Annotated in this window: 12 protein-coding genes and 3 tRNA genes; 9 read left to right on the forward strand and 6 right to left on the reverse strand. The window is 70.6% G+C overall.

Annotated elements, in window-relative coordinates; genetic code table 11:
* The first annotated feature begins 14 nt into the window (after window positions 1-14).
* The 8 genes from ACK4YQ_RS17835 to ACK4YQ_RS17870 all read left to right on the forward strand — a co-directional run bounded on the left by ACK4YQ_RS17835 (window position 15) and on the right by ACK4YQ_RS17870 (window position 4,089).
* Window positions 15-89, forward strand: a tRNA-Glu gene (locus ACK4YQ_RS17835).
* 144 nt (window positions 90-233) lie between these two features.
* A complete protein-coding gene (locus ACK4YQ_RS17840; RefSeq protein ID WP_409613231.1) occupies window positions 234-836 on the forward strand; it encodes a cold-shock protein in 603 nt (200 codons plus the stop codon).
* A 67-nt stretch (window positions 837-903) separates the two neighbouring features.
* The gene (locus tag ACK4YQ_RS17845) at window positions 904-1,377 is read left to right on the forward strand and encodes a DUF192 domain-containing protein (protein ID WP_409613233.1); all 474 of its coding nucleotides are present in this window, start codon (window positions 904-906) and stop codon (window positions 1,375-1,377) included.
* A complete protein-coding gene (locus tag ACK4YQ_RS17850; protein ID WP_409613235.1) occupies window positions 1,370-1,801 on the forward strand; it encodes a PaaI family thioesterase in 432 nt (143 codons plus the stop codon). Before ACK4YQ_RS17845 ends, ACK4YQ_RS17850 begins: the two co-directional genes overlap by 8 nt.
* A 74-nt stretch (window positions 1,802-1,875) precedes the next feature.
* A tRNA-Pro gene (locus tag ACK4YQ_RS17855) sits at window positions 1,876-1,952 on the forward strand.
* A 31-nt stretch (window positions 1,953-1,983) separates the two neighbouring features.
* Window positions 1,984-2,289, forward strand: a complete 306-nt coding sequence (locus ACK4YQ_RS17860; RefSeq protein WP_409613237.1) for an ETC complex I subunit — start codon at window positions 1,984-1,986, stop codon at window positions 2,287-2,289.
* A 10-nt stretch (window positions 2,290-2,299) separates the two neighbouring features.
* Window positions 2,300-2,376: transfer RNA gene (locus tag ACK4YQ_RS17865), tRNA-Arg, on the forward strand.
* A 75-nt stretch (window positions 2,377-2,451) separates the two neighbouring features.
* Window positions 2,452-4,089 carry an AMP-binding protein gene (locus ACK4YQ_RS17870; RefSeq protein WP_409613239.1) on the forward strand — a complete coding sequence of 546 codons (1,638 nt, stop codon included), beginning with the start codon at window positions 2,452-2,454 and terminating at the stop codon, window positions 4,087-4,089.
* A 51-nt stretch (window positions 4,090-4,140) separates the two neighbouring features.
* Here ACK4YQ_RS17870 and ACK4YQ_RS17875 read toward each other — a convergent pair whose 3' ends face one another.
* From ACK4YQ_RS17875 to metC, 3 genes are read right to left on the reverse strand one after another with little or no spacing between them, the layout of a single operon-like run.
* Window positions 4,141-5,547: an aldehyde dehydrogenase family protein gene (locus ACK4YQ_RS17875; protein ID WP_409613241.1), complete on the reverse strand. Its 1,407-nt coding sequence runs from the start codon at window positions 5,545-5,547 to the stop codon at window positions 4,141-4,143.
* Window positions 5,548-5,602: 55 nt separating this feature from the next.
* Window positions 5,603-6,487, reverse strand: coding sequence for a kinase (locus tag ACK4YQ_RS17880; protein WP_409613243.1), 885 nt, complete (start codon window positions 6,485-6,487; stop codon window positions 5,603-5,605).
* A 10-nt stretch (window positions 6,488-6,497) separates the two neighbouring features.
* On the reverse strand, window positions 6,498-7,661 hold the full coding sequence (metC, locus tag ACK4YQ_RS17885) for a cystathionine beta-lyase (protein WP_409613244.1): 1,164 nt from the start codon (window positions 7,659-7,661) through the stop codon (window positions 6,498-6,500).
* A gap of 84 nt (window positions 7,662-7,745) precedes the next feature.
* Between metC and ACK4YQ_RS17890 the strand changes: the two genes are divergently transcribed.
* Window positions 7,746-8,852 carry an amino acid ABC transporter substrate-binding protein gene (locus ACK4YQ_RS17890; protein WP_409613245.1) on the forward strand — a complete coding sequence of 369 codons (1,107 nt, stop codon included), beginning with the start codon at window positions 7,746-7,748 and terminating at the stop codon, window positions 8,850-8,852.
* Between the two features lie 6 nt (window positions 8,853-8,858).
* On the opposite strand, the gene sseA is transcribed toward ACK4YQ_RS17890, so the two are convergent.
* The 3 genes from sseA to ACK4YQ_RS17905 form a co-directional block, all read right to left on the reverse strand.
* Window positions 8,859-9,701 (reverse strand): 3-mercaptopyruvate sulfurtransferase, encoded by an 843-nt coding sequence (gene sseA / locus ACK4YQ_RS17895; protein WP_409613246.1) that lies wholly within the window; start codon window positions 9,699-9,701, stop codon window positions 8,859-8,861.
* Window positions 9,698-10,699, reverse strand: a complete 1,002-nt coding sequence (locus ACK4YQ_RS17900) for a cysteine synthase A (protein ID WP_409613248.1) — start codon at window positions 10,697-10,699, stop codon at window positions 9,698-9,700. The genes sseA and ACK4YQ_RS17900 overlap by 4 nt, the downstream gene beginning before the upstream one ends.
* Before the next feature lie 61 nt (window positions 10,700-10,760).
* The gene (locus tag ACK4YQ_RS17905; protein WP_409613250.1) at window positions 10,761-12,017 is read right to left on the reverse strand and encodes a class I SAM-dependent methyltransferase; all 1,257 of its coding nucleotides are present in this window, start codon (window positions 12,015-12,017) and stop codon (window positions 10,761-10,763) included.
* Window positions 12,018-12,301 lie beyond the last annotated feature (284 nt).

A 12,301-nucleotide genomic window follows, 5' to 3' on the forward strand; every position in this document is an offset into this window, starting at 1 on the left:
GCCCTCGCGTCCGCGGTCCCTTCGTCTATCGGTTAGGACGTCAGGTTTTCAACCTGAAAAGAGGGGTTCGACTCCCCTAGGGACTGCCACGCAGACCTCGCCCAAGGCGCGAGAAAATGCGGCAAACGCCTGCCTGCATTGAAAAACCCCCATTGACGCACGTTAACTTACGAGAACAGTGTTATAGCTGGCCCGGGTCTATCGGATCGGGGGAGGCCGGGCCAGAGGGGCAGATGTCTGGTTACGACTTTGATGGGGCTGGCATGCACGGAGAATCCGTGCGGATCAGCGGGCGCGTTAAGTGGTTCGACGCTGGGAAGGGCTACGGCTTCATCGTTCCCGATGACCCCAGCCAGACCGACTTGAAGGACGTGCTCTTGCATGTCACGTCCCTGCGCAACGCCGGGCGTGAGAGCGCGCTCGAAGGGGCGATCATCGTCTGCGACGTGATCCGCCGACCCAAGGGCTGGCAGGTCGCCGAGGTCGTCGACCTCGACGAGAGCGCCGCCCCGCCGCCCAGCGAGCGGCGACGACAGGACGACCATGGCGGATTCCGGCGCGAGCGGGACGGCTTCGACCGCGGATTCCAGGCGCGCCCGCCGCGCCGGCCGATGACCCCCCGCGGGCCGCTGGAGCGGGCCAAGGTCAAGTGGTTCAACCGGGCCAAGGGCTACGGCTTCGTCGTGCGCGACGGCGAGCCCGGGGACATCTTCGTTCACATCGAGACCCTGCGGCGCTCGGGCATCGAGGACCTGCAGCCGGGCGACGACGTGATGGTGCGCTTCGCCGAAGGCCCCAAGGGCCTGGTGGTGGCCGAGATCGAAGCCAACGCCTGAAGGGGCTCGCTCGGCGGCGCGCTCGCGGCTAAGAGGGGGCATGGCTGATCGGCCCCCGGAAAGACCCATGCGTGGACCCCTGTTCCCCCGCCGCGCCGTGCTGGCGCTCGGCGCCGCCGCGGCGCTGGCCTCCGGCGCCTGCGCCTCGGCCGCGCCGGCCAAGCTTGAGCCGCTCGAGGTCGTCACCGACAAGGGGCGCACCCGGTTCATGGTCGAGGTGGTCGACAACGACGCCACCCGCGCCCGGGGGCTGATGTATCGCACCTCGCTCGCGCCGGACCGCGGCATGCTGTTCGACTTCAAGACGCCGCGCGACGCCGCGTTCTGGATGCGCAACACCTACATCCCGCTCGACATCGTCTACATCAAGGCCGACGGCCGCGTGCTTTCCATCGTGCGCAACGCCCGTCCCAAGGACGAGACGCCGCTGCCCTCCGGCGGTCCCGTCCTGGGGGTGCTGGAGATCCCCGGCGGCCGGGCGGCCGAGATCGGGCTGTTGCCCGGCGACCGCGTGCTGCATCGGATCTTCCCGCGTGACTGACGACGAAACGATTCCCCCGCCGCCCGAGGGCTATGTGATGACCCGCGAGCGGGGGCCGTACTCCACCCACAACGGGCCGCAGTTCCACAGGCGCAGCGCCGACGACGAGCCGGTGAGCCACGCCTTCTACGCCCTGAAGCGCCACACCAACGGCCTGGGCCTGGTGCACGGCGGCATGCTGAGCTCGTTCATCGACGGGCTGTTCGGCGCGGCGGTGTGGCGCGCCTCGGGCAAGAAGGGCGTGACCATCAACCTGTCGGTCAATTTCCTGCACATGGCGCGGGCCGGCGAATGGGTGATGGGGGAGGCCAGGGTCACCCGCGTGACCCGCGAGGTCGCCTTCGTGGAGGGGCGCGCCTATGTCGGCGGCCGCGACGTCGTGCGCGCCACCGGCGTGTTCAAGCTGATGCACCAGCGCGCCTGAGCGCGGGGGCGGCAAGCCGCGCGTTGCGGCGCGGGCGCTTGCGTGGCAAGAGACGGCCTCCGCTGGCGCTCGATCGGGGCGTAGCGCAGCCTGGTAGCGCATCTGCTTTGGGAGCAGAGGGTCGCGTGTTCGAATCACGCCGCCCCGACCAGCGCGCCAGCGAGGTCTTAAGGGATCAAGGCATGCTCGCGCGCATCTATCGTCCGTCCAAGAACGCCATGCAGTCCGGCAAGGCGAAGACCCACGACTGGGTTCTGGAGTTCGAACCCAGATCGGCGCGCGCGCCCGACGCCCTGATGGGCTGGACGGTGACGAACGACACCGACGGCCAGATCCGCCTGTCCTTCGAGACCAAGGAGGAGGCGATCGCCTACGCCCAGCACCACGGGATCTCCTTCCAGCTCCAGGACCCCAAGCCCGCCAAGCGCATCATCAAGGCCTATGCGGACAACTTCGCCTTCGGCCGCAAGATCCCCTGGACGCACTGACGTCCACGCCGCGCCCGTAGCTCAACCGGATAGAGCATCCGCCTTCTAAGCGGACGGTTGCAGGTTCGAGTCCTGCCGGGCGCGCCAGGGGCGCGTCCCCGTTGACTTCCGTAGCGCCTAGCGCCTCAACTCCTTTCATAACGCGTTATAAGGGAGGAGCGCATGAGCGCCTGGACGTTTGCGGACGTATGGGAGGCGATCGCCGCCCGCCAGCCGGACCGGCCGGCGCAGATCCAGGGCGGGCGGGTGCTCACCTGGGGCCAGTTCGACGCCCGCGCCGACGCCCTGGCGGCGGCCCTGGTGGAGGCCGGGCTCGGACGCCAGGCCAAGGTGGCGGCGTACCTCTACAACGGGCCGGAGTACCTGGAAGCCTACTACGCGGCCTTCAAGGCGGGGCTGGCGCCGGTCAACACCAACTATCGCTACGGGCCCGAAGAGCTCTTCTACCTGTTCGACAACGCCGACGCCGAGGCTGTGGTCTTCCACGCCAGCTTCGCCGAGACCCTGGCGCCGATCCGCCCGCGCCTGTCCAGGGTGAAGGCGTGGGTGGCGGTCGCCGAGCCCGGCTGCGCCGCGCCGGACTGGGCCTTGGACTACGAGACCCTCGTCGCCCGCCCCGCGCCCAGCCGTCCCTTCCGCGCCCCCTGGGGCCGCTCGCCCGACGATCTGCTGCTGCTCTACACCGGCGGCACCACGGGGATGCCCAAAGGGGTGATGTGGCGCCAGGACGACCTGTTCAACGTCATCGGCGCCGGCGGCTATGCGGCGTTCGGCGTCGAGCCGATCACCAGCGTCGAGGCGGCGGCCGACCGGCTCGATCCGGCGGGGCCGAGCCCCTGGACCTCCCTCGTGGCGCCGCCGCTGATGCACGGCACCGGCCAGTTCTCGGCCTTCATCACCCTGAACCTCGGCGGCACGGTGGCCACGCTGCCCTCCCGCCAGTTCAGCGCCATCGAGCTGTGGAACGAGGCCGAGCGCCTGCGCGCCGACGGGATCGTCATCGTGGGCCTCGCCTTCTCCGCGCCGATGCTCGAAGCGCTGGAGGCCAATCCGGGGCGCTGGGACCTGTCGTGCGTGCGCTCGATGAGCTCGTCCGGCTCGATGTGGAGCCAGGACAACAAGAAGGGGCTCCTGTCCTACTGCGCCAACGCCATGATCTTCGACAGCCTGGGCTCGTCGGAAGCGGTCGGGCTGGGCGCCTCGGCCTCGGCGCCGGGGGCGGAGGCCCAGACCGCGGCCTTCATGCTCGGCCCGACCTGCGCGGTCTTCACCGAGGACGGCCGGCGCGTGGAGCCCGGCTCGGGCGAGCGGGGGCAGGTGGCGGTCTCCGGCTTTCTGCCGGTGGGCTACTACAAGGACCCGGAAAAGAGCGCCAAGACCTTCAGGGAGATCGAGGGCGTGCGCTGGTCGATCCCGGGCGACTGGGCGGAGGTCAATCCCGACGGCTCGCTCAAGCTCCTCGGCCGCGGGTCCCAGTGCATCAACACCGGCGGCGAGAAGGTCTTCCCCGAGGAGGTGGAGGAGGCGCTGAAGACCCATCCCGCGGTGCGCGACGCCGTGGTCGTCGGCGTGCCCGACAAGCGCTTCGGCGAGCGGATCTGCGCGGTGGTGGAGCTGCAGGCCGGCGCCGAGGGCCTCGAGCTCTCCGAAGCCGCCGAGCACGTCAAGGCGCACCTGGCCCACTACAAGGCGCCGCGCGAACTGGTGGTGGTCGACGCGGTCGGCCGCGCGCCCAATGGCAAGGTCGACTACAAGGCGGTCAAGGCGCGGGCCCTGGAGGCGCTGGGAACCCCGGCCTGACGAGCAGGACGTTCGCCGCCGAACCGGGCTGCGGTTCGGCGGCGCTCGGCGTCAGGCGCGGGCCATGTTGATGACGTGCGCCTGGGTGAATTCGGCCAGGCCCGCTTCCCCGAGCTCGGTCCCGATGCCCGACATCTTCGCCCCGCCGAACGGCACGTTGGGGGCGAGGTCGGCGTGCTTGTTGATCCAGACCGTGCCGGTGTCCATCCGGGTGGCCAGCTCGTAGGCGGCGTCCAGGTCGTTGGACCAGATCGAGCCGCCCAGGCCGTAGGACGAATTGTTGGCCCGGCGCAGGGCGTCCTCGCCGTCCTTGATCTTGATGAGCGGCAGGACCGGGCCGAACTGCTCCTCGTCGACCAGGCGCGAGCCGTCGTCGATGTCGCGCACGATGGTCGGGCGGATGAAGTAGCCCTTGCCCTCGTGGGGGACGCCGCCGGCGATGATCTTGCCGTCCTTGCGGCCCGCCTCGATGTAGCCGAGCACCTTTTCGTACTGGGCCTTGTTCTGCAGCGGCCCCATCTGCACGCCTTGCTGCAGACCCTCGCCGACCACGGCGGCCTCGGCCAGCTTGGCCAGCTCGTCGCACATGGCGTCGTAGATGCTCTCGTGGACGTAGACCCGCTTCATGGCGATGCAGACCTGGCCCGAGTTCTGGAAGGCGGCGTTGAAGATCTTCGGCGCGGTCTCGACCGGGTTCACGTCGCCCAGGACGATGCCGGCGTCATTGCCGCCGAGCTCCAGGGTGATGCGCTTCAGGGCCTCGGCGGCGCCGGCCATCACCTTCTTGCCGGTCTCGGTGGAGCCGGTGAAGGAGACCTTGCGGATGTCCGGATGCTTGGTGATCTCCCCGCCCAGGTCGTTGGCGTCGGCGATCACGTTAAGCACGCCGGGGGGCAAGAGGTCCTTGACCAGCTCGGCGATCTTCAGGGTGGACAGAGGCGTGGTGGCGGCCGGCTTCAGCACCACCGTGTTGCCGGCCAGGAGGGCCGCCGGCACCTTGAAGGCCATCAGGATCAGCGGGAAGTTCCAGGGCACGATCGCGCCGACCACGCCGAGCGGGCGGCGGCGCACCTCCACCTTCTTCTGCGGGCTGTCCTCGATCACCTGCGCGGGCAGGTCGAGGCTGGCGAAGTAGCGGAAGAAGGCCGAGGCGCCGAAGGCTTCGCCCATGGCGTCCTGCAGGGGCTTGCCCTGCTCCTGGGTGAGGATGCGGCCGAGGTCCGCGACATTGGCCTGGATCACGTCGGCGATGGCCACCAGGGCCTTGCGGCGCTCGTCGATCGGGGTGGCGGCCCAGGCGGGGAAGGCGGCCTTGGCCGCGGCGACCGCCTGGTCGAGCTGGGCCTTGGAGGCGCGGGGACAGGCGCTCAGCACCTCTTCCGTCGCCGGATTGAGGACGTCCATGGTGGCGTCGCCGTCGACCAGTTGGCCGTTGATCAAAAGCTTGAAAGGACCCATCGCGCTCGCTCCCGAATGATTTGAGCGCAACAAGGCTCGCCTGACGTGACGGTGGTCAAGGGGAAAGCGGCCGCCGCTCGGCGTCCAGGCGGACCACCTCGTCGGCGCGCGCCGGCATTTCGGCCAGGATGTGCCGGGTAAGGCGCTCGTAGTGGGCGATGAACTCGGCGACCTGGTCGTCGTCCATCGAGAGCGCGAGATCCCGGCCTTCGCGGGCCAGGCGCTCGCGCAGCTTACGCTCCTGCTCGCGCCGCCAGGCCAGCACCGTCTCGAATCCCGGCGGCGCCAGGAGGATCAGCAGCCCGATGCGGTCGAACAGGGCGCGGTAGGGGCCCTCGAGCTGGGCGTTGGCGTAGGCGCGCCAGACCCCTTGCGGGTCGCGCTCGCGCTCCAGCGCATTGACGGGCCGGCGCAAGGCCTCGGGCGCCTGGGGGCGGGCGCCGACGCACCAGCCTTCGAAGAGGACGACGTCGACGGGCGCGCGCACCTCGTCCCATTCGGCCTCGGGCCGGCGCGTGTCGGCGGCCTTGTCGAAGCGGGGGAGGGCCACGGCGCCTGGGCGGGCCAGGGCCTCCATCAGGCGCACGCCCAGATCCACGTCGTGCGTGCCGGGAGGCCCGCGGACGGCGAACAGCGGGTGCGTCCGCTCGGCCAGGCGACGGCGCTCCTCCCGGGTCAGATAGAGGTCGTCGATCGACAGGCAGGCGGCGGACAGGCCGTGGTCGGCCAGCAGACGGGCGAGCACCGCCGTGGCGGTGGACTTGCCGCTGGCCTGGGGACCGCAGATCCCGACCACAAAGCCGGGTCCCCGGCCCCGGGCCGCCGCCGCGATCCGTCCGGCGAGGGGACGCCAGACGCGCTCCACGGTCTCGGCGAAGGCCGGCGGCAGGCGCTCGGCGGCAATGAAGGCGGCGAGCCAGTCGGGCGGCGGCCGGCTCATCGGCCCGGCCTCATCGGGCGGCGTCGAAGGCGGCGATGCCGCCGCGCAGGTCGGCGATCAGGTCGTCGGGATCTTCCAGCCCGACGTGCAGGCGCACGAGCGGCCCGCCATGGTCGCGCCGGAACGCCCGCGCGCCGAGTTGCGGCTCGCAGGAGATGGCCAGGCTTTCGAAGCCGCCCCAGGAGAACCCCAGGCCGAAGAGCTGCAGCGCGTCCAGCAGGGCGTCGACGGCCCGCTGCGGGGCCGGGTCGGCCAGGGCGAAGGCGAACAGTCCGCAGGCCCCTGTGAAGTCGCGCGTCCAGATCGCGTGCCCCGGATCGCCGGGCAGGGCCGGATGCAGGAGGCGGGCGACCTGCGGCTGGGCGGCGAGCCAGCCAGCCACCTTCAGGCCGCTTGCGCCGTGGCGCGCCAGGCGCGTGGGCAGGGTCCGCAGGCCCCGCAGCATCTGGTAGGCCTCCTCGCCGCTCACCGCCCAGCCCAGGTCGAGCACGCCGTCGTCGAGCCGGGCCGCGACCTTGGGGTCGGCGGTGGCGGCCGAGCCCATGAAGACGTCGGAATGGCCGCCGACGTACTTGGTCAGCGCCTGGACGCTGATGTCGACGCCATGGGCCAGCGGCTTGAACAGATATCCCGCGCCCCAGGTGTTGTCGGCCAGGGTGAGGACGTCCCGCTCACGGGCCAGGCGCGCGATCGCCGGGACGTCCTGCATCTCGAAGGTCAGGGAGCCGGGCGATTCGAGGACGATCAGCCGGGTGGCGGGGTTCGCCATGCGAAGCAGGTCCTCGGCGCACAGGCGGGGGTCGTAGTAGCGGACGGCGACGCCGTACCGGGCCAGCACGCGGTCGCAGAAGCGGCGGGTGGGCTTGTAGACGCTGTCCACCACCAGCACCTCGTCGCCGGCCTTCAGCACGGCCAGCATGGCGCCGGCGAGGGCGGCGAGGCCGGAGGGATAGAGGGTCGTGGCCCGCGCGCCCTCCAGCTCGTTCAACGCCTCGACCAGGGCGGCCTGGGCCGAGAGGCCCTGGCGGCCGTAGGTGACGTGGTTGGCGTCGTCGTAGAGCGCCGCCGCATTGGGCAGCAGCACGGTCGAGCCCTTCTGAACGGCGGGGCCGACGGTCTTCACCAGGGGGCGTTCGGTCGATCCGGCGTGGATCAGGCGGGTTTCTTCTGACATGCGGGTTGCGGGCCGGAGCGAACGGGGGCGAAACTGTGCTTCACAGTTAGACCCTCCCCAACCCCGGCGATCAAGGAGCCCGGCATGATCAGACGCCTCGCGGCGGTTCTGCCCCTCGCGCTTTCCCTCAGCGCCTGCGGCGACCGGACCGAGAAGGCGGCCGATCCTGCGCCGGCCGCCCCGCCGCCGGTGGCGGCCACCACCACCACGCCCGAGTACAAGGCCACGCCCAGCCCCACCCTCGAGGCCGTGAAGTCGCGGGGATACCTGACCTGCGGAGTCCACCCGGGCCTGCCGGGCTTCGCCTATCCGGACGTGAAGGGCGTCTGGCAGGGGTTCGACGTCGACATCTGCCGGGCCGTGGCGGCCGCGACGCTGGGCGACGCCAAGAAGGTCCGCTTCACGGTGATCGACAACAAGGACCGGTTCGGGGCCTTGCAGTCGGGGCGGATCGACGTCCTGTCGCGCAACACCTCCTGGACCCTGGCGCGGGACGCGGGGCTGGGCCTGGACTTCGCAGGCACCACCTATTTCGACGGCCAGGGCTTCATGGCCCCCCGCGCGCTCAACCTGACCTCGGCCGACGAGCTCAACGGCGCGCGCATCTGCGTGCAGACCGGCACGGCGAGCGAGACCAACCTGGCCGACTACTTCAGCGCCCGCGGCCTGACCTACACCCCGGTTCCGGCGGCGTCGGAGGAGGAGGCGCGCAACGCCTACCAGGCCGAGAAGTGCGACGCCTTCTCGGCGGACGTATCGGCCCTGGCGGCCTCGCGCTCGGTGCTGAACAGCCCCAACGCCCACGTGATCCTGCCGACGGTGATCTCCAAGGAGCCGCTAGGGCCGGTGGTGCGCCAGGACGACCCGGCCTGGAGCGACATCGTGCGCTGGACCGTCTACGCCCTGATCCTCGCCGAGGAGCTGGGCGTCAATTCCAAGACCGCGGAGGGCTCGCTGGAGACGGCTTCGGACCCGCGCACCCGCCGTCTGCTCGGTCTGGAGGACGACTACGGCTCGCTGCTCAGCCTGAAGAAGGACTGGGCCTACCAGGCGATCCGGCAGGTCGGCTCCTATGACGAGATCTTCCGGCGCAACATCGGGGCGGACTCCGGCCTGAAGCTGGAGCGGGGGATGAACGCCCTGTGGACCGCGCCGAAGCCGGGCCTCCTCTACGCCCCGCCGATCCGCTGAAGCCGCTCAGGCGCCGGTGACCACCGGGGTGTCGGGATGGGCGCCCCACTCGCTCCACGAGCCGTCGTAGACCGGCACGCGGTCGAGGCCGAGGCGCGCCAGGGCCAGGGCCAGCACCGAGGCGGTCACCCCCGAGCCGCAGGTGGTGACGATCGGGCGCGACAGGTCCACGCCCGCGGCCTCGAAGACGCCGCGCAGCTCCGCCGCCGGCTTCAGGCCCCCGTCCGGTCCCACCACCGCGCCGAAGGGCAGGTTGCAGGCGCCGGGCATGTGGCCGCCGCGCAGGCCCGGGCGCGGTTCGGGCGCCTCGCCGCGGAAGCGGGCGGCGGGCCTGGCGTCAACCAGCTGGGCGGAGCCGTCGTCGAGGATGGCCCGGACCTCCTCCAGCGACCGCACCAGGCCGGAGTCCGGCAGGGCGGAAAAGGCGCGGGGGCGCGGCGCCGGCGGGCCGGCCTCCAGCGGACGGCCCTCGCTGCGCCAGCGCGGCAGCCCGCCGTCCAGCACGCGGACATGGGCGAAGCCCATCGCCCGCAGCGTCCACCAGGCGCGGGGGGCCGAGAACAGGCCGTGGGCGTCGTAGACCACGACCTGCAGCTCGGGCGACAGGCCAAGCGCTCCGGCCGCCTCTGCGAACGCCTGCGGCGTCGGCAGCATGTGCGGCAGGTCGACGGTGGTGTCGGCGACGGCGTCGATGTCGAAGAACACTGCGCCGGGAATGTGGGCGGCCTCGAACTCGGCGCGGCCGGAGCGGTTCTCGGCCGGCATGAACCAGGTGGCGTCGACGACCGCCACGTCCGGCGAGCCCAGGCGTTCGCCCAGCCAGGCGGTGGAGACGACCGGGTCGCTCATCGCAGCCAGCCGGGCAGGGGCAGGCCGCGCTCCTTCAGGAATTCCGGATTGTAGATCTTGCTCTGGTAGCGCTGGCCGTAGTCGCAGAGGACCGTGACGATGGTGTGCCCGGGGCCGAGGTCCTTGGCCAGGCGGATGGCGCCCGCCACGTTGACCCCCGTGGAGCCGCCCATCACCAGGCCCTCGTGTTCGACGAGGTCGTAGATCGCCAGCAGCATCTCCTCGTCGCTGATGCGGTAGGCGCGGTCCACCGACAGGCCCTCGAGGTTGGCGGTGATGCGGCCCTGGCCGATGCCTTCGGAGATCGACGAGCCCTCGGCCTTCAGCTCCCCGGTGGTGTAGTACGAATAGAGCGCCGCGCCGTAGGGGTCGGCCAGGCCGATGGCGACGTCCGGCTTGCGCTCGCGCAGGGCCTGGGCGACGCCGGCCAGGGTGCCGCCCGAGCCGACGGCGCAGATGAAGCCGTCGACCCTGCCGCCGGTCTGCTCCCAGATCTCCGGTCCGGTGGTCTCGACGTGCGCCTGGCGGTTGGCGACGTTGTCGAACTGGTTGGCCCAGATGGCGCCGTTCGGCTCCTTGGCGGCGAGCTCCTCGGCCAGCCGGCCGGAATAGCGCACGTAGTTGTTGGGGTTGGCGTAGGGGACCGCGTCCACCTCGACCAGTTCGGCGCCGTAGATGCGGATGGCGTCCTTCTTCTCCTGGCTCTGGGTGCGCGGGATGACGATGGTCGCCTTGTAGCCCTTGGCCATGCCGACCATGGCCAGGCCGATGCCGGTGTTGCCCGCCGTGCCCTCGACGATCCGGCCGCCGGGCTTCAGGAGGCCGCGCGCCTCGGCGTCGCGGATGATGAACAGGGCGGCGCGGTCTTTGACCGACTGTCCGGGGTTGAGGAACTCGGCCTTGCCCAGGATTTCGCATCCCGTGGCTTCGCTGGCCCGGTTGAGGCGGATCAGCGGGGTGTTGCCGATGGCGTCGAGAACGCTGCGAGCGATGGTCATGGCCAGCTACTTAAGCAACGCTTCGCGCTACGGCCAGGGGGCCCCCGTTCCGGGGGGCCGTTCAGGCGCGGCCGAGGGAGAGCTGGACGACGTTGGTGCGCTCGGTGCGGAAGCCCGCCTCGCAATAGGAGAGGTAGAACTTCCATAGCCGGCGGAAGCGCTCGTCGAAGCCCATGCGGCGGATGTCGTCCCAGGCGCCCTCGAAGCGGCGGCCCCACTCGGCCAGGGTGTCGGCGTAGTTCTGGCCAAAGCGGCTGATCCCGCGCCAGGACAGGCCGGCCTTCTCGGTCTCCTCCTTCAGGCGCTTCTCCGAGGGCAGCATGCCGCCCGGGAAGATGTACTTCTGGATGAAGTCCGCGCGCCGCCGGTAGCCGGCGAAGAACTCGTCCTTGATGGTGATGATTTGCAGGCCCGCGCGGCCGCCGCCGACCAGGGCCTCGCGCACCTTGGCGAAATAGGCCGGCCAGTGGCGCTCGCCCACCGCCTCGAACATCTCGATGGAGGCCACCCGGTCGTACTGGCCCTGGACGTCGCGGTAGTCGACCAGCCGGATCTCGGCGCGCTCGGCCAGGCCCTGTTCGAACATGCGCCGCGCGGCGAAGTCGTACTGTTCCTTGGAGATGGTGATGCCGGTGACCCGCGCGCCCAGGTCGCGGGCGGCGAACTCGGCGAAGCCGCCCCAGCCGCAGCCGATCTCCAGCACATGATGCTCGGGGCGCAGGTCCATGCTCTGGGCCAGGGCGCGGTACTTGTTGCGCTGCGCCTCGGTCAGCGCCTGTCCCGGCCGCTCATAGCGGGCCGAGGAGTAGGTCATGGTGGGGTCGAGCCAGCGCGAATAGAAGGCGTTGCCCAGGTCGTAGTGCGCATGGATGTTGCGGCGCGAGCCTTTGCGCGAATTGTCGTTCATGAGATGGCCGGCGAGGTTCACCAGCCAGGCCAGGGGGCTGCCCAGGGCCACCCGCTGGATGCCGTCGAAGTTCAGGCTCATCGCCGACAGCAGGGCCGAAAGGTCCGGCGTGTCCCATTCGCCGGCCATGTAGCCCTCGGCGAAGCCGATGTCGCCGGCCGCCATCACCCGGTTCATGAAGCGGTAGTCGTGGACGATCAGGCGCGCCTCGGGGCCTGCTTCGCCGCCGGTGATGCGCATCTGCCGGCCGCTCGGCAGCTCGAACGTGACCACGCCGCAGGTCCAGCCGCGGGCGATCAGGCTCAGCGCCGTGCGAAAGGCCGATGGCGCGCGGGCCAGTTCCGGCGCCAGGGTCAGGACGTTCGACGCCGGTCCGACTTCGGCGACTGACGGTTCATGCGCCAGAGTCATGGTCGCACTCCCTCATGTGTCGGCTTCACCATAACACCGTTCTCTCTCGTTTCGCGAATCGCCATGCAGGTTCGAATACGTGCGACGCGGGCGTAGGGATGCCGGCGGCGCGAAAAACCTTGACTTTGGGCTGGATTGATGTTCTCTTTTTGTTCATGTTCAGCCCAGACGACATGGCCGATCTTCAGCAACGGGCGCTGAAGGAGCTGGTCGAGCTGGGGCTGGAAGTCTCCCGCGAGCTCAAGGCCAAGGTCGCCCTGGTCGCCAGCGTCGAGGACGCCGAG

The sequence above is a fragment of the Phenylobacterium sp. genome (genome assembly GCF_046291545.1).
GTDB lineage: Bacteria > Pseudomonadota > Alphaproteobacteria > Caulobacterales > Caulobacteraceae > Phenylobacterium.